This window comes from Hippea maritima DSM 10411 (assembly GCF_000194135.1).
Lineage (GTDB): Bacteria > Campylobacterota_A > Desulfurellia > Desulfurellales > Hippeaceae > Hippea > Hippea maritima.
On the sequence record NC_015318.1, the window covers coordinates 1,462,159 to 1,485,402 of the forward strand.

A 23,244-nucleotide genomic window follows, 5' to 3' on the forward strand; every position below is an offset into this window, starting at 1 on the left:
ATTATTTTTTAAGGCCCTGGAATGTAAAGATGTCCATACGGTCTTGTTGACTTAGGAACAACCTTTACAAACTCCTTATCCATAACTTTATTATAGTCAATTTTAAACAAATTGCAAAACTCTTTAACTTCTTCTTCGATCTTCTTTAACTCCTCTTTATCCGGGCTTACAATCACGGCCTCTTTCCATAGCAGTTTTTCATCCACTTTGCCTCTTATAAAAATCTTACCTCCATGCATTCCCGTGGCCAAATACATGCCAGTCAAGGGTTTTTCCTCATCCTGAGTCAAACCAAGAAGAATTAGGGTACCACCTGCCATGTACTCACCCATAAATGCACCAGCGCAGCCACCTATGACAACAGTAGGATTCATTTCCTTATAGGCCTTCATATGAATACATGCCCTATAACCCACGTCCTTCTCTATAAAGACCTTGCCGCCCCTCATACTGTACGCTACAACATCACCTGCATGCCCATAAACAACAATCTTACCACCATTCATAGTGTTGCCAACACCATCTTGAGCATCGTCGTTAACAACTATCGTAGGACCATTCATAAAAGCACCAAGGTCATTACCTGGCACACCATTTATTGTTATTTTGACATTCTTATCATTTAGACCGCAGCCTATATAATACTGTCCACATACATTATGCAAAACAATATCCCTTTCATGTTGCCTAATAGCTTCTCTAATTTTTTCATTTAATTCTCTATAATAAACGCCTTTTGCATCTATCTCATACATAGGTTCTCTCCTTAATACCGTAAACCTTTTCGTAAGCTTCATCGGTTAGCATAGCTATAATGGGTTCACCGGCCTTTGGCATGTATATATCATCCAAATCCTTTGCTATATAACGAATGGCAGATTCTTCACTGGCCATATAAACGTTGGCACCCTTCTTTGCAACAACCAGTGGCCTTAGTTTGATTCTATCGTTTAAGCCAAACATTCCGCCCCTGAATCCAACTATGATAGAAAACGGCCCGTTGAGCATAGCACCGCCATAAACCATCCTCAAAGCCCTATATAGCTGCCTCTCTCTTTCTTCCATCGTCTCTATTTCTTCCCATAGGGGAGGTGCGAATATTTTTCCCACAACATTAAAAGGTAATCCATGCTTTCTCACCATTAGATCCAACAAATAAACAACAACCTCAGTATCGGTTTTCTGTGTACACTTATAACCGTACATTTCAAGATAGCGCTTATTAGCTCCATAAGATGAAATCTCACCATTATGAACTACACTCCACCCTAAGAGAGAAAACGGATGGGCTCCACCCCACCATCCAGGTGTATTGGTTGGAAATCTATTGTGAGCCGTCCAACAAAAGGCTTTATACTCATCCACCCTAAAGAAATTCGCTATCTCATCAGGGTACCCGACGCCCTTAAATACTCCCATATTTTTACCAGATGATATAACAAAAGCCCCGTCTATCCTTTCGTTAATGTACATAACAAGTTTAAATATAAACTCCTCTGCCTCCTCGAGCCTAAACTCTTCACTCTCAGCTTTTGTGGATTGCTCCCTAGGTTGAACAAAATAGACAAAAAACATTGGCCTTTTCTTCTTTATAGGCCTTGTTGGCATACCTCCGTGCTGTTCAATATGCACCTTCCTCTCTAAATATTCTTCAGTCTGCTTCCTTGCAAACTCATCATCATACATTATATGCAACGCATAAAACTCTTTAAAATCAGGATATATTCCGTATGCCGCAAAACCAGCTCCAAGGCCATTACCTCTATCCTTCATTAGCGTTATAGAATCCACTATATCTACGCCGGAGACTCTCTCTCCGTCTGTATTTATAAAACCAGCTATGCCGCAACCCGATATATCTTTAACAAGCTCCATGTCAACCACCCGTTATTTTATTTTTCTGTCAAGCCTTAAAACCCTAAAGGCCTTATCGAAATACTTCCAACCAAAATCACTGTTCAAAAATGTATCCTTAATCCAGGAAACATCAAACCTATTCTGAATCATCCAATTGAACATACCAGCCTTTTCTATATTGCCAACAAGAATTGCACCCTTTAGCCTGTTATCTTTGTCTATTAGGAATTTTCTGTATTCACCCTCTTTTTTGATTTTCAACACTTCAAGCTCATCAGAATCAACAATACCCATGGAGATAAAACTAACCTTACCAATAGTTATGGAGTTTGTAGGAAAACCACCCTTGTATTTAACATCAAGCCCTACCATATTAAGCCCTGCAACTCTACCCTGCCTTGCGGCCAAAGGTAATATAGGTATAGGCCTTTTTTGTCCTACAACTAAATCGTAAGCTTGGGCAACATCACCAGCAGCAAAAATATTTTCATCGCTTGTCTGCATAAAATCATTAACTACTACACCCCTATCCACATCCAGACCAGCTTCTCTTGCCAGTGATGTATTAGGAGCAACACCTACAGCAACAACAACCCCATCCGATTCAATCTGTTTGCCGCTTTTTAACCTAACACCTTTAACCCTCTTGTCGCCAAAGATTTCTTCAACTGAATCGTTAAGGATTAATCTAACACCCAAAGCCTTAAGTTCCCTATGGATATAATCTGCTCCGGTATCATCTAAAACAGGGTACAACACCCGCCTCATAAGCTCAACAAGTGTGACTGATAGACCCTTTTTAGCCAATTTCTCAGCTGTTTTAGAACCAATTAAGCCACCGCCTATAACAACGCACTTTTTTATATTTTTAAGGTCTTTTTTTAGACTATCGGCAGCCTTTATATTAGTCAATGTGTGGACACCTTCAAGCTCTAAACCTTCCATTGGCGGCTTTATAGGACTACCGCCACAAGCTATCAAAAGCTTATCATACTCAACCTTTTGGGCATTATCCAGCTCCACCTGCTTGTTTTTGGGCAGTATCCTAACAACCTTTTTACCTAAAACGGTATTTACCTTATTCTTCTCATAAAAATCCGCCCTTCTGTAGTAAAAGCGCTCCTCAGATCTACTCACATCTCCTACAACAAGGTTGGGTAGAAGCGGATGAGAATAGGGCCTGTAATTTTCATCCGAAATAACTGTTATAGTGGAAATCTTATCTTTTTCCCTCACAGCCTCAATAGCATTAACAGCTGCAACCGAATTACCTATTATAACAACCCTCATATTTTTCCCCTTTACAACTCCTCAAAAGTTAAAGCCTCATTTGGGCAAGCCTCTACACAGGCTGGTATTTCTCTTTCTGGACATAAATCGCATTTTGTTGACAATCCCCAAGCCTCTCTGCGTGTATCTGTCTTTATGACACCGTAAGGACAAGCCATAACACACATCCAACAACCGACACACGTATCTGGGTTTACCACCACATACCCTCTCTCATCCCTATGCATAGAACCGTTTTGACAAGCCTCCATGCAAGGAGCATCATCACAGTGCCTGCACATTACAGAGAGCGAAACGGGATAATTAAATTCAACCGTACATCTTGCAATAGGTCTTTCTTCTCTTTTAAACGCCTTTATAATGTCTTTGGATTGTGAATGTTCAACTATACATGCAACTTCACATAGATGACAATAAACACAGTTATCTTCTTTTATCCTTACCACCTTCATTTAAGTTCTCCTTACTCTCCTGCTGGCAGCACGCCAAGTATTTCAAGCTCCTTCTCCGTCAGCCCCACGCCGCGCAGATTAAGTCTATTTCCTCTTAATGATTCTATGGAATTTATACCCATAGCACCCATTGTTTCCTTTATCTCTAAAGCCCAAACCTCAAGGAGGTTTATAAGCCTTTTACTTGCTATTTCTGGATTTACTCTCTTACCCAGATGAGGATCTTGGGTTGATATACCCCAGGCACACCTTCCTGTGTGGCATTGTTGACACATTGTACATCCTATAGCTATTAAGGCAGCTGTTCCTATATAAACAGCATCTGCTCCAAGAGCTATAGCTTTAACCACATCCATTGAGTTTCTAACGCCACCGCCAATAACAATAGAAACATCCTGCCTGATACCCTCTTGTCTCAACCTCTCATCAACAACAGCCAACGCAAGTTCTATAGGTAAACCAACATTATCCCTAATGACTTGAGGTGCTGCACCTGTTCCGCCTTTAAATCCATCCAAAACTATAATATCAGCACCAGCCCTCGCTATACCGCTTGCAATAGCAGCAACATTATGAACAGCTGCAATCTTAACGGCAACGGGTTTTTTATATTCAGTAGCCTCTTTTAAAGCATAAATTAGCTGTCTTAAATCCTCAATTGAGTAAACATCGTGGTGGGGTGCTGGGGAGATAGCATCGGATCCCTTGGGCATCATTCTTGTCTCGGATATAGTTTCAGACACCTTTTCGCCCGGTAAATGCCCTCCAATACCTGGCTTCGCACCTTGACCTATCTTAATCTCTATGGCACTTCCAACATCTAAGTAATCTTTATGCACTCCAAACCTACCCGATGCAACCTGAACAATAATATTTCCTTTAAACTTATAGTGATCTTTGTTTAATCCACCCTCTCCTGAATTATAGTAAGTTCCCACCTCTTTAGCCGCTCTTCCTAAAGCTTCAATTACGTTATAACTCAAAGCACCATAACTCATAGCGGCAAACATGATGGGGACTTCAAGCTCAAGTTGGGGTGTAATCTTTGTTTTTAAGCCACTATCTGTAAGTTCCAATGCACGTGGCTTTCTACCCAAAAATGTTTTTAACTCCATTGGCTCCCTTAGAGGATCTATGGATGGATTTGTAACCTGGGAAGCATTCAAAAGTAGATGGTCCCAATATATGGGATACGGCCTATCATTCCCCATAGATACAACGGGTGTTCCGCCGAACATGGCCCTCTTTTTTAGACTATCTATATGGCCGTTCCAGTTGTGATTATAGCGATATGAAGGTTCCGCGCGTCTAACAACAATAGCCTCTGTAGGACATATAGCTACACATCTATTGCAGCCAACACAATTGGCATTCCAATTCCAGACCTTATCTTCCTCCTCGTCATAGAAGGTTGCATCGAATGAGCATTGTTCAACACAAGCCTTGCATCTTATACATCTATAATCATCCCTTTCTACAACGAAGGAAGGTGGCACATAGTCTTTTAGATTCTTCATCCATTTCACTTGTTTGCCTCCTAAAAAAGTTTGGATGTAAATAATATAAAATTATGCATTTTTTGTCAATTTTGTTAAATTATGTTAACAAAACCCGGATTAAGTAAGAGATATAATTACAGCTTCTTCCTTACATGAAGGGAAATAAGGGCAATTTACGCAGTCCTCCCAAACCTTCTTTGAAGGTAACTCTTTTTTATCTATTTCAACAAAACCAAGCTTTAGAAAAAATTCTTTTTTAAACGTTAATGCAAAGACATTTTTAACGCCTAAACTCCTTGCCTCCTCTAATGAGATCTCAACAAGCTTGCTTCCCAAATGTCTATTTTGATAATTTTCTCTAACTACAATTGTTCTAACCTCGGCAAGAAAAGGATAGTAAAGCCTTAAGCTACTCGCAGCAACTATTGAATTATCCTCTTTAATGCAGACAAACTCTCTTATACGTTCTGCTATGTTTTCTTTACTTCTTTTTAAGATATCACCCTTTTTAGCAAAATAATCAATAAGGTTGTATAACTCATCAACGTCTAATAATGTGGGTTTAACTACCTCCATCTAGCCTCACATCTACAGCATTTTTATGGGCATAAAGCCCCTCAATTTCTGCAAAGTCTGATGCGCACTTGGCCACCCTTTCAAAACCGCTTCTACTAAAATGGACTATACTGCTCTTTTTCATAAATGTATCACATGAAAGGGGTGAGAAAAATCTAGCCGTTGAAGCCGTAGGAAGCGTATGATTTGGACCAGCAACATAATCTCCTATGGGCTCTGTAGAATACTCCCCCATAAAAATAGCACCAGCATTATTCAACATATTCATAAATTCATAAGTTCTTTCTATATGAAGTTCTAAATGCTCAGGTGATGCCTCATCAACAAGCTCTGCTGCAATCTTCAAATCATTAGTGTAAACAAAGACAGCGTTATCCTTTGATTTTTGAGTTATATTAGCCCTTGGATTACTATTAGCCAATTCAATAAATCGCTTTTCAACCTTTTCTGTCAACTCTTTATCAAGCCCAACAAAGAAACATCCAGCAAGTTCATCGTGTTCTGCTTGACTCAAAAGATCCCTTGCAACATATTCAGGATTTGCACTGCTATCTGCAACAACCATAACCTCAGAAGGTCCTGCTACAGAGTCTATACTTACATCGCCAAAAACAAGCTTTTTTGCAACAGCCACATAAATATTTCCTGGCCCTGCTATAACGTCTACTTTACTTACAGTTTGGGTTGAATATGCAAGCGCAGCTATAGCTTGAGCACCGCCAACCTTGTAAACTCTCTTTATTCCAAACATTTTTGCAACAAAAAGCACATATGGATTGGCTTTTCCACCTATGGACGGTGTTACTACCTGTATGTCTTCAACACCAGCAACTACAGCAGGAATTATTGTCATAAGTGCAGTTGACGGGTAAGCAGCCTTCCCGCCAGGTACATAAAGGCCAGCCTTTTTGATAGGTGTTATCCTAACACCCAAAATAGCACCGTCCTCTTCTATAAAACTTGATTTAGGCTTAAAAACTTCATGAAACTTATAAATCCTATCAGCAGCGCACTCTATGATCTCTCTATGATGAGATGGTATAGACTTTACTGCTTCATTAAATTCTGATTCTTCGACTGAAATTCCTTCTTTTTCAGGGTCAAATTTATCAAACCGTCTTGTATACTCAAATAAAGCATCGTCACCGCGATTCTTAACGTCTGTTATAATCTGTTTTACAGTTTCCTCATAGCCATCAAAACTCAAGACCCTTTTATCTACAAAGCTCCTAAAAATATCTATCTCATCAATATTTGTGATTTCTATCAAATCAGCCTCCTTAGAATTTCATAAGCTATCTTATCTTTGCTGGCCTTCTCTAAGCGTTCAATTCTTCCATTGGAATATATGATAGCTACCTCATTTTTATCACTGCCAAAGGCTATATCTTTCCTTGAAACGTCATTTGCTACAATAAACTCAAGACCCTTCTTTTCTATTTTCTTTTTAGCGTTTTCTATCAAATTATCTGTCTCAGCCGCAAATCCAACAATCCTTAAAGGTATATCCGCCTTTTCCGCGAACCTTTTTATCTCAATAGTCAAATCAGGGTTCTGTTTAAGTTTAAGGGTAAAACCATTTTCATTCTTTTTCTTTATCTTTTTATCCTTAGTCTCTGATGGCCTAAAATCAGCAATAGCCGCAGCCATAATGAGTATAACCTCGTTCTTTGATTTAGAAAGCTCATGCTTCAGGGCTTTTAGCATATCCTCTGCAGTTTCTATATCTATCCTTTTAACGCCATAAGGTGTTTTTAGACATGTATTGCCCGTGATAAGTCTAACATCTGCACCCATAAAATGAGCTATTTTGGCTATAGCGAACCCCATTTTGCCGCTTGAACGGTTTGTTATATACCTAACCGGATCAATAGGCTCAGAAGTAGGCCCTGCCGTCACTATGACCGTTTTGTCTTCAAAGTGTTTAAAATAAAGCGTAGACTCTATGACATCTACTATATCCTCACACAAAGCTATGTGACCTACACCTCTTGTATTACAAGCTAAGTCACCCTCTATTGGCTCAACAATCAAAAAACCATTCTCTTTCAAAATATTTAGATTTCTCTGGGTAATTGGATTTAAATACATGGACGAATTCATAGCAGGGGCTATTACTTTGGATGCACTGGTAGCAAGACCTATTAAGCTTACAGGGTCATCTGCTATGCCATTCGCCAGCTTTGCTATAACGTTGGCTGTTGCAGGCACAACGGCAAAAATATCTGCCCATTTTGCAAGTGCCACGTGAGTTATGTTCGTGCCTTCGAAATCAAGTTCCTCCATTACATCAATATATACATCTTTATTCGTTAAAGCCTTAAACACCACAGGAGAAATAAGCTTTGATGCCTCCTTCGTCAAAGCAACCCTTACATTAAAACCACGTTTTTTCAGAATACTTAAGACTTCTAAGGCTTTATATATAGCTATACTCGCAGAAACACCTAAAACAACATTAGCTTTTGTCATTTTTACTCAAATACTCCTCAACTTTTTTTAGGTCATCCTTTGTGTCCACGCCAATTAGAAATTTATCTACATATCCGATTTTTATCTTTATTCCATACTGAAGTGCCCTTAACTGCTCAAGTCCCTCTGCTTTCTCAAGCTCTGTAGCTTCTTCTGAGGCAAGCCTTAGCAGTGTTTTTTTAGAATACGCATATATTCCTATATGTTTTAAGTATCTATTAAAATAATTTCTATTAAACGGAATCCTCGAGCGGGAAAAATACATAGCATAGTCCATCTTATCCACTACAACCTTAACAACGTTTTCATCATCTATTTCATCCTCAGAACAACTACAAACCAGTGTAGCCATTTCCTCTTTTGTTAAAATAACTGTTTCTATAAGTTTATCTATAGTATCAGAATCTATCAGAGGCTCATCTGCCTGCATGTTCACAATATAATCAAAATCCTTATCCCTACAAAACTCGGCAATCCTGTCGGTGCCACTTTTAAAATCACCCTTTACAAAATATACATTACCCCCAAATGCTCTTACAGTCTCAAAAACCCTATCATCATCGGTTAAAACGGCCAGAAAATTGGCATACTTCGAGCTTTTGACCCCCTCATATACCCATTGAACCATGGGTTTTTGTAGAATAGTTTTAATTACCTTGCCTTCAAATCTACTCGAGCCGTACCTTGCCGGTATTAAGACAGCTATATTCATATATTGCCTTCCAACTCGCCTAAACTAACAGTAGCTGTACCCATCTTTCCTACAACAATACCGGCTGCTGCATTAGAGAGCTTAACTGCATCCTTTATATCGAAACCGCTTGATATAGCCGCTGTAAGCACAGCTATTACAGTGTCACCGGCACCCGTTACATCGTAAACATCTCTAGCCTGAGAAGCTTGATACATAATAAGACCATTTTTATCAAAAAGGCTCATGCCTTTCTCGCCTTGGGTGATAAGCAGATACCTGCATTGCGTTCTTTTAATAATCTTTTTAGCTGCAAGCTCAATTCCATTTACAAAAGCCTCTATCTCAACACCACTAATATCACGCGCTTCTTTTAAATTAGGGGTGATTATATCTACACCCCTGTAGGCCTCTGCATTGTTGATTTTAGGATCAACAGCAACAAAAACATTAAGATCAAGGAGAGCTTTTATTAAATATTCACTGACAACACCCTTACCGTAATCAGATACTATAACAGCATTTACACCAGCTTCCTTGACTTTAGATGCTATTTGAAGTGCATATTTTTTATCAACTTGAAGGATTTTCTCCCTATCAAATCTAACTATTTGTTGAGATTGAGCAATAACGCGAGTCTTTAAGGTTGTAGGTCTATCAGACAAGACCATAACGCCATCTGTGTTTAGCCCACTCTTTTTAATCATGCTAACTAGCCGCCTACCACAGCTATCATTACCCACAACACCAAATAGGTGCACGTCGCAGCCTAAACTCTTCAAATTCAAAGCCACATTGGAGGCACCGCCCAAAAAATAGGTCTCTTTTTCCACCCTGACAACCGGCACAGGTGCCTCTGGTGATATTCTCTCAACCTTACCTATAACATACTTATCACAAATCAGATCTCCTACAACGGCCACTTTGGCATTTTTTAGGTTTTCTATTTTCATTTATTCAATCCCCTTCATCTTGCGCGCAAATTCCACCTGCTTTGATATGCAGAACTTTATTATTTTATCCTCTTGTTCCTTGGTTAAGTCTGTAAATCTAAGCCCGTAATGATTAACACCTTTTTCTCCTGTTATGGCCTTTCTTACAACCTCTGCTTCAACTTCTTCAAGCTTATAATTACCAAGTTCAAACTCAAGCAAAAGCTTATCCCTTAACTCCAACTCAACATCGGCTGATAACTTCACACCCCCAGCGCTTATGTCTAATATTGTGCCTGAAGCCTGGATTATCTTACCCTTTTTAAATAAGTAAAACTTCGCCTCTATAAGCGTAGGAACCCTGAAGTTTTCTCTCATCTCTACCTTTACAAGCATTTGAGGCTTCTCAAGCTTATATATAACCCTATTACCTTCTTTTATAATATCTATCAAACGTGAAGTAAAACCAATTCTATAACCCCTATTATCAACAAAGCTTATCTCAAGCTTATCTCCAACCCTCACAACAGCCTTAATGCCGTTTTCATCCGTTGGCATAGCTATGTAAATGCCACTTTGGTCTATATCGTATATATAGCTTGAGTATGTACCCTCAAAATTACCATCTTCTACGTACACCATTATTTTCTGGCTTATAGGTATAACTTTGTCAATATCGCTAACTTTTATAGGCTCTCTTCTCAAGCCAGCACCTCGTACAATTTACTCTTTATCAGCTCAAGTAGCTTTGGCGAGTAAATCTTTTTAAAACCCTCACTCACGACATAAAAAGTATCAACTGCCATATTACCCTTCGTATCCAAAATAAACATACCAACCTGTAATTTGAACTCAGCAAAAACCTTTGTTATATAATAAACAAGCCCCACCCTATCTGGAGCATATATCCTTATAACAGTATATAAATCGCTCACACTGTTATCAACTTTAACATCTACTTGTTGTAGAGACATTTCAAGCTTGGCTCTTTCTAATCTACTCAGGAATTTATTTCTTTTTGAGTCCATGCATCTATCCAAATCAAACTCATTATTTAGGACTTCATGAAGCATTTTTTGAATAGAATCGGCATCGACACTACCATCTTTTAAGTTTACGTTAAACACATCAACTATCATACTATTGTTTAGGTTGTAAGATTTTGCTGTTATTATGTTTATATCTTGACAGGCCAGAACACCGCTAATTTTATTAAATATGCCAAAGATGTTTTTGTAATAAACTACTATCTTTACCGTAGATGTCTTATCGTCCTTGTAGGCAAAAACACTCTTACTCGTGTCTTTTATATCTTTTATGTATTTTACCATAGTAGAATCGTCTATGTCGTTGAATATGTTATCAGGGAAGGTGTCTATAAGTTCATGATAGCACTTACCAAGCATGGCCTTTATCTTTTCCCTTGAGGCCTTTGCGTTTATTTTCAAGAATTCATCATAATCCCTATTTTCAAACGTATATGTGGCTTTAAGGTAGAGCGTCTCAATAAGGCTTTCCTTCCACCCTGTCCAGACATTATCATTCACGGCCTTCATATCTGCATAAGTTAAAAGAACAAGCAAATTGAGCTTGTCTTTTTTATCAACTATTTTTAAAAAATCCTCTATAGTCTTTGGGTCATCCACATCAAGGGTTGATATTATTCTACTGATAAGAAGATGATGTCTAACAAGAAACACTAACTTCTCTTTTAAGTATGGACCAAGATGAAGCCTATCAGCTATGGTAGATACCAACTTTGCTCCTACAATCTCATGTTTACTCTTTTCTATCTTTCCTATATCGTGCAGAAGGGCTGCCAACCTAAGAACAAACCTATCATGAGGGGATAGGTTCTTCCAGATGTATGATAGACGCATCACAAAAGTTCTTGGCACATCATAGGAAAAGAGCTCCTCTAAATTAGCGAGCGACTGAATAGAGTGTTCGTCCACTGTATACTTATGATAAAGACTATTCTCACTCAAGCAACAAACGTTACCAAACTCTGGTATATATCTATCAAGAAAGGCCACCTCATGCATTTGCCTTACGGCTTGAGATATATCTTTATTTAAAGAAAACAACTGTCTAAAAAGGAAGGCCAATAAATAGTCGCTTTTATGTTTAGAAAGGTTTGAGAAGGTCTCTTTGGCTTTTGCTAAACTCTTTGCTGTTAAGGTTAATCCATAAAGTGCAGAGTAATAGAAAGCCTCAAGCACGCAAGAGACATCATCAAAGCGTTCGGCATCCAGTTTTTCATTTATCTTTATCCTATCATCCAAAAAGACAAACGTTGGAGATGACTTTTTCAAAAAACCCTCAAGGGTATGATCAACCACCCTGCTTAAATTCTTAGCGTTGTAGTAATACCTTCTCATAAGCCTATCTTCAGCAGAAAACCGCGTACTATCATTAAAGCCCATATTCAAGGCTATTTTCCTTCTTAAATCTAAAAATAACACATCATTCTTTTTATTTGCATTAAAATGAAGTGCGTTCCTCATCTGCCACAAAAAGTACAAAGCATCCCTCAGTTTGGAATAATCCTCACTGCTTAAAAGACCTATCCTTTGCATCTCTATAGCGTTTTTAACACCAAACAACGCCTTAGAGATCCAAAGCAGAACATGATAATCCCTTAAAGAGCCAACACCCTCTTTTACATTTGGCTCAAGCACAAAAACCGTATTACCATACTTTGAGTGCAATTGTTTTAGATACTCAATTTTTGCCTGAATAAAATCTTCTACGTTGTATGGAAGTATTTTTTCTTTTAGGGTTTTTTCAAAATTATGATAAAGGTTTACATTTCCCCAGATAAACCTACTATCGACAAAAGAGGTTTTTATAGTGTCGTCCTTTTGGGCGTATTCTATACACTCATCAATTCCCCTAACAGCGACGCTACACTCATAACCCAATCCATAGAGGAAATCATAGATCCCTCTAACAACATCGTCCAATCCTATCTTATCTGGGATCAACATTAAATCTATATCGGAATGCGGGTTCAGTTGTCTCCTGCCGTAGCCGCCAACAGCTACAACACTTACCTTTTCTTTAGGAAGTCTTATTCTTAGAAAAAGCTCAATAAGTGTGTTATCAACCCATCGCGTGTGGGTTTTTACTACATACCTAACCTTTCTTCTTATGCTATTTAATTCTTTAAGCTCATCAAACAGAGCCTTTTTTTCTTTAAGAGCCCTTTCTTTGAAATCTTCAAGCCCATCCATCTAAGTTTAAATGGCGTCTTTGCCTCTTTCTGATGTCCTTATCCTTATAGCATCCTCAATAGGTATAATAAATATTTTGCCATCGCCTATTTTACCTGTTTTGGCTGTCTCTATTATCTTCTCAACCACGCCATCTACCATACTCTCCTCAACAACAACCTCTATTTTAACCTTAGGTAAAAAATCAACTACATACTCTGCGCCTCTATATATTTCTGTATGACCTTTTTGCCTACCGTATCCTTTAACCTCACTAACCGTCAAACCCTTTATCCCAAGCTCCATTAAGCCTTCTTTAACCGCATCCAATTTGAACGGTTTAATAATCGCCTCAATCTTTTTCATTTAATCAACCCCCTCATAGAGTTTTATAATCAACTCAACCTCACCCTTACTCATGTTAAGTTGCTTTGCTATCTCGTCTATATTTTTGCCTTCGTGTTTTAATCTTATAATTTTAAACTTTACATCTTCTTCATAGGTTTTATTCTTTATTGTGCTTAAAAGCTCAGTTAAAAGTGTGTTCTTTTTCCTTATATCATCCAAAATTCTATTGAGCCTATCTTGATGATCTGTTATACGCAAATTTGCTATATTTAACAGCTCTTTTTGTTTTTCTACCAAATTCTTAAGGCTTTCTATGAGTTTTAGAAGACCATCTCTTTCCTTTCTCTCATAGTATCTACTCAAAAGAATATAACCCACCAGACCTACATCAAATATAACCTGCAAAATCCAGAATTCACTGTTCATTCAACCTACTCTTTGCCAATTTTCTCTCAACGTATATCATGTAATGTATAATAATCTCCCTATCTGCTGCTGTAATCTTCTCAAAATCAATACCTACGCAACACCCTTTATCTTCTCTTTCAATTCTAACAACCCTGCCAATCACCTTAATGGCATAGTGGGACGCTATAGGTAAAAATAGCTTTATAAAAACAAAATCGCCATCCCTGATATCATTATCACACATAAACGATAAACCATAGGAAGACAAATCACATGTATAACTTTTAATAAACCCGTCAAATTCACTGGAAAGCCCGTCTCTTAAAAGGTCGATTATATAGTTAAGCTTTGCATCCATTTCTTTCATCATTAAGACAAAAGCCTTATTTAAATCCCCAAAACTTGAATCAAGATTATTGAGGGATGCAAAAAAACTAAAGGAATCTTCAGGTTCAATATGGCCGTCTATCTCCTCTTTTACCCTATCAAGCTCATTCTCACCTATTATCTTATAGTATACTATCGCTCTATTTTTAATCCTTCTATCTCGTCTCTTGTTATCCACAACAATATCTCCCAGCAATAAAAGCTACCAACAACACTAAACTAATATAGCTATTGATATTAAAAAAAGCAATGTTTATCTTTTTAGGGTCGTTGGGATTAACAAGTATATGCTCAACCACCAAAAGAACAGCCACTAAAGTTGCACCAACATAGGCTACCCATGAAAGGGAAAAACCCCTAATGCTAATAGCTAAAAAAACAAAAGCGGTTATATGAAACAGCCTGGCTATCCAGAGAGCTCTACTAATTCCAAACTTAACCGGTATAGAGTGAAGATTATGCTTCTTATCAAATTCAACATCCTGCAGAGAATATAGTATATCAAACCCAGCTATCCAGAAAGAAACAAAAGCGGCCAAATACCATATAGGGGTAGATAAGCTATAAGCAGCTGCGACATAGCCCCCAAGTGGAGCTATGGCATCCGTTGCACCAAGATAAAGATGACAAAGCCAACTAAAACGCTTGGTGTAGGAGTATGTAACAACAAAAAACAAGGCTATGGGGGAAAGCTTAAAAGCTAAATCATTGATAAAGTAAGCAGAAACTTCAAAAATTATAATGGATACAGCGGTAAAGATATAAGCCTGTGATAGTTTTATCTTGCCCGAGGGAATCTCCCTGTTTTTTGTTCTTTCATTTAACGCATCGTATTTTCTATCTATAATACGGTTTAGAGCCATCGCTGCACTCCTTGCCGATGCCATAGCGAGGCTTACCAGAAGAAAAACTCTCAAAGAGAAACCACTGCTAAATCCCATAACCATACCTATATAAGCAAACGGAAGAGCAAATATGGTATGCTCAAATTTTATCATTGACAGAAATTTTTTAAGCGAAGACATCCTTATCTTTAAAATACTCCTTGTAGTAGATATATCCAGATACAACGGTCATAACAACAGCAACAAAGAGCATATATACGCCAATTTCTTTGTAACCTAAAATAAGCAAAGCCAAAGCTATAAATTGACTTGTTGTTTTGAGTTTTCCCCAAACATTGGCCGAAATAACAACACTCTCACTCGCAGCAACTACCCTAAGACCGGTAACAGCAAACTCCCTAAATACAATCACTATCACCATCCAATATGGTATATCCATAATCTTTATAAGTGAGATAAGTACACCAATAACCAGAACCTTGTCAGCTAAAGGGTCCAATATTTTGCCAATCTTGGTTATAGATTTACTCTTTCTGGCTATGTGACCATCTAATACATCACTTAAAACGCCTATAACAAAAAAAACAAATGCCCAAATCTTGTAGTTATTCTCAAGAAGCCAAACAACTATAACAAGATCAAACACCCTAAACACAGAAAGCAGATTAGGAACGTGCTTTACCATAGACCCACTCGCAGATTTGTAAATACCCCATTTTTATTAATAATTCTTTTGGTTTTAGTAATATTAAAACCAGGCTTATGTGCACGAATCTTCAAAAGAGGCCTACCTTCATAAACTCTAAGAAACTTATTAACATAATAGCGGGTTTCTTGGTAGGGTGGTATACCCTTGTACTTATCAACTGCCGTTTCACCCGCATTGTATGCTGCCGCTACAAGTTTAGCATCGTGATACTTCTCAATCAAATGCCTCAAAAACAAAATGCCACCTTTTATATTCTCCTCAACATCATAAGGGTCTGAGACTCCATAATATTGGGCGGTTTTATCCATAAGCTGCATAACGCCTTTTGCATTCTTTGATGATGTAGCTACCGGGTTGTAGTTTGATTCTATTTTTGCTATAGCTTTAACCAGCTTTACATCAACACCATAGAACTTCGACAATTTTTCTATCAATGCCATGACTTTTTTCTTCGAGTGAGCATTTCTAAAAGCAGCCCTAAAAAAAACATCTCTACTGATATTTGTAAATACAACTCTTCCGTCTTTTTGTTTTATAGCTACAAGTTTCGCATAAGCGTCGATATAAAAAAGCAATATAACAATCAAAATTATCAGTCTTACTTGAGTTTTTTTAATAATTCCTTTGCCTCCTTATCATCGGACTTAAGCTTCAAAACACGCCTTAAAGACTCCAAGGCATCTTTCTTCTTTCCCTCTTTAATATACACATTTGCCAAGTGTTTTAGACTAACAACAACCGATTCATTGTCTTTTTCAAACAAGACTATAGCTTTCTTCAAATAAATCTCAGCCTTTTTATATTCTTTAAGCTTAAAATACCCCCAACCTAAACTATCTAAATAATAAGGGTTATCCTTATCTATCTTCAGAGCCTTCTTTACAAACAAAAGCCCCTTTTTGGGGTCTATATCTTCATCTATATACATATAACCCAAGTAGTTCAATGCCCTTGCATTGTCAGGATCAAACACCAAAGATTGTTTAAGAGCCGATACGGCATGAAACTTATCTTTCAAACAGTCGTAATAGACATCACCTTTATAGAAATAGATAATCGATAGGTCTTTTTTGGATTTAAATCTCTTTGCTGCTAAATTTATAATATCTATAGCGCTCCTGCACTTTTTCATCCTGACAAAACCGGATGCAGCATAAAGGTAGAAATCCACTTTTTTTAGTTTTGCCAGTCTGTCAAAAAGCTCTTTCTTTTTGTTTTCTTTAATTAAACAATCTATCTTGGCATATAAAACATCCTCGTAAAATTCAACCTTATCGTTTATGTTATTGAGATAGGACATGGTTTTATTGCAACTGTCGTCTTTAAAGGCTAAAGCGCAGAAAAACTTTAATCTATCCGACTGATTTACAAGTTTGCTGTAATTTACACAGTAGTTTTTAACCTCTTTAAGTTTTTTCAGTCTTAGACCTATAAAAAGGAGCTTTTCAAGATAATCCACCCTACCTGCCCTTTTAAATGCACCTTTAAAAGAGGCAAAAGCATCCTTATAGTCCCTCAAAAGAACATAATCATTACCCATAAAATAAAGAACAAAGTGATATTTTGGTAGTTTTTTATAAACCTCTATAGCCTTTTTGTAATACTTATCCCTCTCATATAAATTTGCAAGCAATAACGCTGTTTTTGGGTTCTTAGGGGCAAGTTCGTAAGCCTTTTTCGCATTATCCAAAGCGCAACCGTATTTATCAAGCTTAATACAAACTTGAGAAAGATAGTAATAACCTATCACATCATTCGGTTTTAATTTTACATATCTTTTTAACTCATTGTAGGCATTTTCGTATTCGCCGCTTTTTATATACATAAATGCCATGCCTTTTATAGTTTTTGGCTGACCTTCAAAGCGCTTCTGTATAAGGCCCATTAAGCTTTCTGCCTTCTTTTTGAGTTTGAGAATAGTATACACATCAAAAAGTTTATAGTAGAATTCCTTGTCATCCTTATATAGTTTTATCGCCTCTTCAAGAACTCTTGATGCCCTGCGGTATTCCCCTTCATAGATTAAAACATCGGATAACTCGTTTAAAAACCTTTTGGTTTTTACCTCAGAGAAAATAGCCCAAAGTTGGTCAGACGCCGTTTTGAAATCACCTTTAAAAAACGCCAAGTACCCAGCTGTATAATGATAGACCACAGACTCTTTTAGATAGGCAAAACTATTTATGGAAAAACTCAAAAAAATCAAAACTATTATAAGGCTCTTAATGGGTCTTGGCATACTCCCTTACAACCTCTACAAATTCATCTAAAAGTTTATCTTCCCTGACCTTTTTTAACAACTTGCCCTTTTTGATAATCAAGCCAAAATGCCTACCTCCGGCTATAGCCAAATCGGCCTCCTTAGCCTCACCTAAAGCGTTAACAACACATCCCATTACGGCAACCTTGATGGGCTTGTCTATATCAGAAAGCCTTTTTTTTAGTTCATCTACAAGTGAAAGCAAATCTATTTCAATTCTACCACAGGTGGGACATGATACAAAATCTATTGAGCGTTTTTTTCTCAAATGTAATGCATTTAACAGCTCATAACAGACATCTATCTCATTCTCTGGTGGCTCACTTAAGGATATCCTTATTGTATCACCAATACCCTGCCTTAAAAGAACAGACAAAGCCGAAACCGATTTTACTATACCTTCTCTTGAGCTTCCGGCTTCTGTGACACCTATATGCAAAGGATAATCTATTAGTTCTGAGATCTTCTCATTGCAAATAATTGTAGATAGGGGATCGGAAGATTTTATCGAAACCTTCATATTGGTAAAATTAGAATCCTCTATTCTTCTCACCCATCGATAAGCGCTTTCAACCAACGCATCGTCTGTAGGCCCATTGTATTTGTTAAGTAAATCCTTCTCCAACGAGCCGCTATTTACCCCAATCCTTATGGGAATGCCACGCTCACCAGCAGCCTTTAAGATCTCCTTAACCTTATCAAAAGAACCTATATTGCCTGGATTTATCCTTAAACCATCCACACCGCTTTGAATAGATAAAAGAGCAAGTTTGTAATTAAAATGTATATCGGCAATTACCGGAATTGGGCTTTTTTGTTTTATCTTTCTTAGAGCCAGAGCTGCATCCTCATCTACAACCGCACACCTGACAATTTCGCATCCCCTTTTATGCAACCTTTCAATTTGTTTAAGCGTAGCATCTACATCATGTGTATCGGTATTCGTCATGGATTGAACTACAACAGGTGCACCGCCACCTATTTTAACCCCGCCTACATCTATCTGCTTGGTCTTTTTTCTCTTTATCAGACTCATTTTTTCTGCTCTATTTGATGTTTAACAAATTTTACAACACCATATCTTCTAAAATCGTTGACAAAGGCAAATAACATCAAAGCCAAAAGAAGAGCTATTCCAATTTTCTGGAAATTTTCCTGAGCCTTCTCACTTACCGGCTTTCCCCTTACGGCTTCTATAGTATAGAACAAAAGATGGCCGCCGTCTAAAACCGGAATGGGTAGTAAGTTCAAAATACCCAGATTTATGCTTATTACAGCTATAAACCATAAAAATGCCCCAAGACCTGCAGATGCAGCTTTTCCTGCAAAATCTATTATCATTATAGGTCCACCTATCTCAGAGGTAGGTATAACTCTCTCTATTAATTTAACAAGACCAACAATTATAAGCTTAGTCATATATATGGTCTCCTGAATTCCCTTTTGCACACTCTCAATTGGGCCATATCTCAATTTAACCGTATCACCTGATGGTGCAATACCTAACCTGCCCTGTAAAACCTCCTTACCAAAGACATCCTTAACCCTCACAGATTTTGGTGTAGCTTTTAGAGCTATTAACTTATCGCCCCTCTTAATCTTTAAGGTTATCATCTTGTTGGGGTGTAATTTTATAAGCTTAGCCATCTCTTTCCACGTTCTTACACTCTTGCCGTCTATAGCAACAACAATATCACCTTCATGAATGCCCGCAGCCTGAGCGGGTGAGTTTTTCATAACCTTCCCAACTGTCGGTGCAAGTGTTGTTATCCCTATATTGTAAGCAAGCGCTATAAAAACTACGGCCGATACTATATTAAAAAATGGCCCAGCAAATACTATTAAAACTCTCTTCCATAATGGTTGAGCTACAAACGAGTCTGGCTGATACGCATCATCATCTTTAAAGCTTTCCCCTTTTAACTTTACATAACCTCCAAGCAAAATCAAAGAAAAGGCATACTCAGTCTTTTTGGGTTTAAATCTAAATAGAATAGGTCCAAACCCTACAGAAAACCTCTCAACACCTACCCCTAAAAGCCTCGCAACAATAAAATGTCCAAACTCGTGTATTATAACCATCAAAACAAGGCCAACAATGCCCCATAGCCAACTCATTTCTTTCCTCCAAAATCTCTTCTAATTAGCCCAAGCACCTCTTGCTTTAACCTTTCTGAGTCTCTATCAATTTCAAATATATCCTCGGGCAGCTTATCTTCAAATTTATACAACGAAACCTCCAAAATCTCAAATATATCCTTAAAATCTATATTGCCATTTAAAAACTCATCCACCGCAACCTCATCGGCAGCATTAAGCACCATTCCAAGGTTTTTGTCTTCTTTTTTTAAAGCCTCAAAAGCAAACTCAAGAGTTCTAAACCTCTTAAAATCGGGCTTTTCAAAGGTTAAAGAACCCACCCCCCATAAGTTTATCTTAAACGGTAGATCTAATCTTTTGGGCTTTGTTAAAGCGTAGGCTATGGGTATTCTCATATCATGGTCTGCAATTTGAGCTATAATAGAGCCATCTACAAATTCAACAGCCGAATGAACTATGCTTTGCCTATGAATCACAACATCTATTTTATCTGCTGGAATATCAAACAGCCACCTGGCTTCTATTATTTCAAATCCCTTGTTCATCATAGTAGCTGAATCTATTGTTATCTTTTTGCCCATATTCCAGTTTGGGTGAGCCAATGCATCCTCAGGCTCAACACCTTCAAAATTATCCCTATCCCAAAACGGACCCCCACTTGCCGTGAGTATAATTTTAGAGACATCATCCTTATCCCTATGCTCCAAGCATTGATAAATAGCTGAATGCTCAGAATCTATCGGCACTATCTCAATTCCATTTTTATATGATAAACCCCTCAAAACCCTACCGGCAACAACCAAGCTCTCCTTATTTGCAAGGGCAAGTTTCTTTTTGTTCTTTAACGCAAAATAACTTGGAAGAAGGCCAGAAACACCGACAAGGGCATTAACTACAACATCAACTTCGTCTAAATCAATAAGTTCAACAAGCCCCTCCTTACCTTCAAAGAAGCAAACATCAGGATAAAGCGATTTCAAGTGAGTTAAATCGGTTCCACTTGCCACACACACATAAGATGGTCTAAACTCATCAATCTGTTTTTTCAAAAGCTCTACATTTTTGTTGCAACTTAGCCCTATGACATTGAAATTATTATCATATCTAATTATATCAAGCGTATTAACACCTATAGAACCGGTTGAGCCTAAAACAACAACGTTTTGCATTCAAGCACCAGATAGGAAAAAAATACCGCAAAGGAAAAACTATCAAGCCTATCCAAAATACCGCCATGCCCAGGTATAAGATGTGATGAATCCTTTTTTGAAAAGAATCGTTTTACAACAGATTCTGATAAGTCCCCAAATATTCCCACTACATTTGAGACAAAAGCTACAATAAAGGCATCTAAAATATTAACCTTTGCGAATAACCCAAACAATACACCTATAAAAACACCGCCCAACACGCCACAAACAGCACCTTCAATGGTTTTTTTAGGGCTTATAAGAGGCGAGAGTTTATGTCTACCAAAACCCCTACCGCAGAAATAGGCAAAACTATCGCCCGACCAAATGGAGACAAATAACAAAAGCAAAAGCCATCTGCCGTTATTAAAACCCATAAGCTTCACGCCAAAGGAGTATAAAATAACATAAAGTGCTCCGACAAAATAGTAATAGTCGTAAAATACCTCTTTTTTACTTAAAGATGAAAAACCCACAATCATGGAAACCACCAAGGCAAAAAATAAAACATCCACAAAATACATGCTGTAGAATAAAAAGACAAAGCTTAAAATAATGGATAGTGAAAGATAAAGTGATTTTTTAAAATCAAATGGCCTGCTATCAAGCCCCAACCATTCAGAGAAAGCCAAAGCCTCAATCAGTAAAAAGCTCAATCTAACATAGAGAAGGTCGGCTTTTAACACAAGATAGACAACTAAAGGTATAAGTATAACAGAAGAAACTATCCGCTTTATCACAGCCCGCCAAATTTTCTTTTACGCCTTTTGAATTCCTCAATGGCAACCTTTAGATCATCACTACTAAATTCCGGCCAATGTTTATCAAAAAAGACAAATTCCCCATAGGAAATCTGCCACAATAGAAAATTACTCACCCTTTTCTCTCCACCTGTCCTAATCAAAAGATCAACATCAGGCATATCATAGGTATAGAGATGTTGAGCAAACAGCTTCTCGTCTATTTCGTCTGGTTCTATTAGACCCTCTTTAACCTTTCTGGCTATCTCTTTAGAGGCTCTTACTATTTCATACCTGCCACCGTAGTTTAAAGCCAAACTAACCCTCAAACCCGTATTATTCTCTGTTATTTCTATCAATTGATTTATATTTTCCTTTATTTCATCCTCAAAGACATCTATATCGCCTATAACATTAAATTTTACATTTTTTCTTAAAAATAACTCTCTCTTCTTTATTAGCTGTTTTTTTAGCAAGAACATCAAAAATCTTATCTCGCTCTTCGGCCTTTTCCAGTTTTCTGTGGAAAAGGTATAAAGCGTCAGATACTTAACGCCTTCCTCTATAGCAGCTTCTACTATTTTATCTACAACATTCGAACCTATATAGTGACCGTAAGTTCTATTCTTACCCTGTTGTTTTGCCCATCTGCCATTGCCATCCATTATAATGGCAACATGGTACGGAAAATTCTCACTCATCAAAGGTTGAGTATCTCTTTTTCTTTGTTACTCATTAATTCATCAAGTTTCTTTGAGCTATCATCAAGAGCCTTCTTAACCTCTTTTTCGGCTCTTTTGGATTCATCTTCTGAAATTATCTTTTCTTTCTCCAAATCTTTGATAGTCTTTAAAGCTTTTTTCCTTGCGTTTCTTAGAGCAACTTTATAGTTTTCGCTCTCCTGTTTTAGTAGCTTCACTACTTTTTTTCTATCTTCTTCAGTCATTGGGGGTATGTTGATTTTTATAATTTTACCATCGTTTTGAGGCGTAAAACCCATATTTGCTTTAAGGATAGCCTTCTCTATCTCTTTTATAATAGAAACATCCCACGGCTGAATTACAACTGTCATTGCATCTGGTGTAGATATGGTTGCAAGCTGTTTAAGCTGCATCTGCTGCCCGTAGCTTTCAACTTTTATACCCTCAAAAACAGATACATGGGCCCTTCCCGTTTTTACGGTAGTTAGGTATTTTTTGTATGAGCTCAAAGTCTTTTTCATCTCATCTTTCATCTGAGTGATAACTTTATCTACACTCTCCTCCATGTATCA

At 37.6% G+C, this 23,244-nt stretch carries 25 protein-coding genes; all 25 read right to left on the reverse strand.

Features of this window, described 5'->3' with window-relative positions:
• Window positions 1–8: 8 nt before the first annotated feature.
• Window positions 9–755: a GltB/FmdC/FwdC-like GXGXG domain-containing protein gene (locus HIPMA_RS07695; protein WP_013682470.1), complete on the reverse strand. Its 747-nt coding sequence runs from the start codon at window positions 753–755 to the stop codon at window positions 9–11.
• The gene (locus tag HIPMA_RS07700) at window positions 748–1,875 is read right to left on the reverse strand and encodes a class II glutamine amidotransferase (protein ID WP_013682471.1); all 1,128 of its coding nucleotides are present in this window, start codon (window positions 1,873–1,875) and stop codon (window positions 748–750) included. Before HIPMA_RS07700 ends, HIPMA_RS07695 begins: the two co-directional genes overlap by 8 nt.
• Window positions 1,876–1,887: 12 nt before the next feature.
• Window positions 1,888–3,147: an NAD(P)/FAD-dependent oxidoreductase gene (locus HIPMA_RS07705; protein ID WP_013682472.1), complete on the reverse strand. Its 1,260-nt coding sequence runs from the start codon at window positions 3,145–3,147 to the stop codon at window positions 1,888–1,890.
• 11 nt (window positions 3,148–3,158) lie between these two features.
• Window positions 3,159–3,599 (reverse strand): 4Fe-4S dicluster domain-containing protein, encoded by a 441-nt coding sequence (locus HIPMA_RS07710; RefSeq protein ID WP_013682473.1) that lies wholly within the window; start codon window positions 3,597–3,599, stop codon window positions 3,159–3,161.
• Window positions 3,600–3,610: 11 nt separating this feature from the next.
• On the reverse strand, window positions 3,611–5,116 hold the full coding sequence (locus HIPMA_RS07715) for a glutamate synthase-related protein (RefSeq protein WP_041324496.1): 1,506 nt from the start codon (window positions 5,114–5,116) through the stop codon (window positions 3,611–3,613).
• A 99-nt stretch (window positions 5,117–5,215) separates the two neighbouring features.
• Window positions 5,216–5,674 carry an N-acetyltransferase gene (locus HIPMA_RS07720; protein ID WP_013682475.1) on the reverse strand — a complete coding sequence of 153 codons (459 nt, stop codon included), beginning with the start codon at window positions 5,672–5,674 and terminating at the stop codon, window positions 5,216–5,218.
• Complete coding sequence (gene hisD, locus HIPMA_RS07725) at window positions 5,661–6,944, reverse strand: histidinol dehydrogenase (RefSeq protein WP_013682476.1); 1,284 nt, start codon at window positions 6,942–6,944, stop codon at window positions 5,661–5,663. The genes HIPMA_RS07720 and hisD overlap by 14 nt, the downstream gene beginning before the upstream one ends.
• On the reverse strand, window positions 6,941–8,146 hold the full coding sequence (gene coaBC, locus HIPMA_RS07730) for a bifunctional phosphopantothenoylcysteine decarboxylase/phosphopantothenate--cysteine ligase CoaBC (protein WP_013682477.1): 1,206 nt from the start codon (window positions 8,144–8,146) through the stop codon (window positions 6,941–6,943). Before coaBC ends, hisD begins: the two co-directional genes overlap by 4 nt.
• Window positions 8,133–8,858, reverse strand: coding sequence for a 3-deoxy-manno-octulosonate cytidylyltransferase (gene kdsB / locus HIPMA_RS07735; RefSeq protein WP_013682478.1), 726 nt, complete (start codon window positions 8,856–8,858; stop codon window positions 8,133–8,135). Before kdsB ends, coaBC begins: the two co-directional genes overlap by 14 nt.
• Complete coding sequence (rfaE1, locus tag HIPMA_RS07740; protein ID WP_013682479.1) at window positions 8,855–9,790, reverse strand: D-glycero-beta-D-manno-heptose-7-phosphate kinase; 936 nt, start codon at window positions 9,788–9,790, stop codon at window positions 8,855–8,857. Before rfaE1 ends, kdsB begins: the two co-directional genes overlap by 4 nt.
• Window positions 9,791–10,474, reverse strand: coding sequence for a flagellar brake protein (locus HIPMA_RS07745; protein ID WP_013682480.1), 684 nt, complete (start codon window positions 10,472–10,474; stop codon window positions 9,791–9,793).
• Complete coding sequence (gene glnD, locus HIPMA_RS07750) at window positions 10,471–13,005, reverse strand: [protein-PII] uridylyltransferase (protein ID WP_013682481.1); 2,535 nt, start codon at window positions 13,003–13,005, stop codon at window positions 10,471–10,473. Before glnD ends, HIPMA_RS07745 begins: the two co-directional genes overlap by 4 nt.
• 6 nt (window positions 13,006–13,011) lie before the next feature.
• Entirely contained in the window at window positions 13,012–13,350 is a 339-nt protein-coding gene (locus tag HIPMA_RS07755; RefSeq protein WP_013682482.1) for a P-II family nitrogen regulator, read from the reverse strand.
• Complete coding sequence (locus HIPMA_RS07760; protein ID WP_013682483.1) at window positions 13,351–13,758, reverse strand: helix-turn-helix domain-containing protein; 408 nt, start codon at window positions 13,756–13,758, stop codon at window positions 13,351–13,353.
• The gene (locus HIPMA_RS07765) at window positions 13,748–14,305 is read right to left on the reverse strand and encodes a PilZ domain-containing protein (RefSeq protein ID WP_013682484.1); all 558 of its coding nucleotides are present in this window, start codon (window positions 14,303–14,305) and stop codon (window positions 13,748–13,750) included. Before HIPMA_RS07765 ends, HIPMA_RS07760 begins: the two co-directional genes overlap by 11 nt.
• Window positions 14,298–15,125, reverse strand: coding sequence for a 4-hydroxybenzoate octaprenyltransferase (locus HIPMA_RS07770; RefSeq protein ID WP_218915347.1), 828 nt, complete (start codon window positions 15,123–15,125; stop codon window positions 14,298–14,300). Before HIPMA_RS07770 ends, HIPMA_RS07765 begins: the two co-directional genes overlap by 8 nt.
• Before the next feature lie 13 nt (window positions 15,126–15,138).
• Entirely contained in the window at window positions 15,139–15,657 is a 519-nt protein-coding gene (gene pgsA, locus HIPMA_RS07775; protein WP_013682486.1) for a CDP-diacylglycerol--glycerol-3-phosphate 3-phosphatidyltransferase, read from the reverse strand.
• Window positions 15,651–16,268, reverse strand: coding sequence for a lytic transglycosylase domain-containing protein (locus HIPMA_RS07780; protein ID WP_013682487.1), 618 nt, complete (start codon window positions 16,266–16,268; stop codon window positions 15,651–15,653). Before HIPMA_RS07780 ends, pgsA begins: the two co-directional genes overlap by 7 nt.
• A gap of 11 nt (window positions 16,269–16,279) precedes the next feature.
• A complete protein-coding gene (locus tag HIPMA_RS07785) occupies window positions 16,280–17,920 on the reverse strand; it encodes a tetratricopeptide repeat protein (protein ID WP_013682488.1) in 1,641 nt (546 codons plus the stop codon).
• Window positions 17,904–18,977, reverse strand: a complete 1,074-nt coding sequence (gene ispG, locus HIPMA_RS07790; RefSeq protein WP_013682489.1) for a flavodoxin-dependent (E)-4-hydroxy-3-methylbut-2-enyl-diphosphate synthase — start codon at window positions 18,975–18,977, stop codon at window positions 17,904–17,906. The genes HIPMA_RS07785 and ispG overlap by 17 nt, the downstream gene beginning before the upstream one ends.
• Window positions 18,974–20,059, reverse strand: a complete 1,086-nt coding sequence (gene rseP / locus HIPMA_RS07795; protein ID WP_013682490.1) for an RIP metalloprotease RseP — start codon at window positions 20,057–20,059, stop codon at window positions 18,974–18,976. The genes ispG and rseP overlap by 4 nt, the downstream gene beginning before the upstream one ends.
• Window positions 20,056–21,210, reverse strand: coding sequence for a 1-deoxy-D-xylulose-5-phosphate reductoisomerase (gene dxr / locus HIPMA_RS07800; protein ID WP_013682491.1), 1,155 nt, complete (start codon window positions 21,208–21,210; stop codon window positions 20,056–20,058). Before dxr ends, rseP begins: the two co-directional genes overlap by 4 nt.
• Entirely contained in the window at window positions 21,189–21,971 is a 783-nt protein-coding gene (locus HIPMA_RS09255) for a phosphatidate cytidylyltransferase (protein WP_013682492.1), read from the reverse strand. Before HIPMA_RS09255 ends, dxr begins: the two co-directional genes overlap by 22 nt.
• Window positions 21,968–22,672, reverse strand: coding sequence for an undecaprenyl pyrophosphate synthase (gene uppS / locus HIPMA_RS07810; protein WP_013682493.1), 705 nt, complete (start codon window positions 22,670–22,672; stop codon window positions 21,968–21,970). The genes HIPMA_RS09255 and uppS overlap by 4 nt, the downstream gene beginning before the upstream one ends.
• Entirely contained in the window at window positions 22,672–23,238 is a 567-nt protein-coding gene (gene frr / locus HIPMA_RS07815) for a ribosome recycling factor (protein WP_013682494.1), read from the reverse strand. Before frr ends, uppS begins: the two co-directional genes overlap by 1 nt.
• Between the last annotated feature and the right edge of the window lie 6 nt (window positions 23,239–23,244).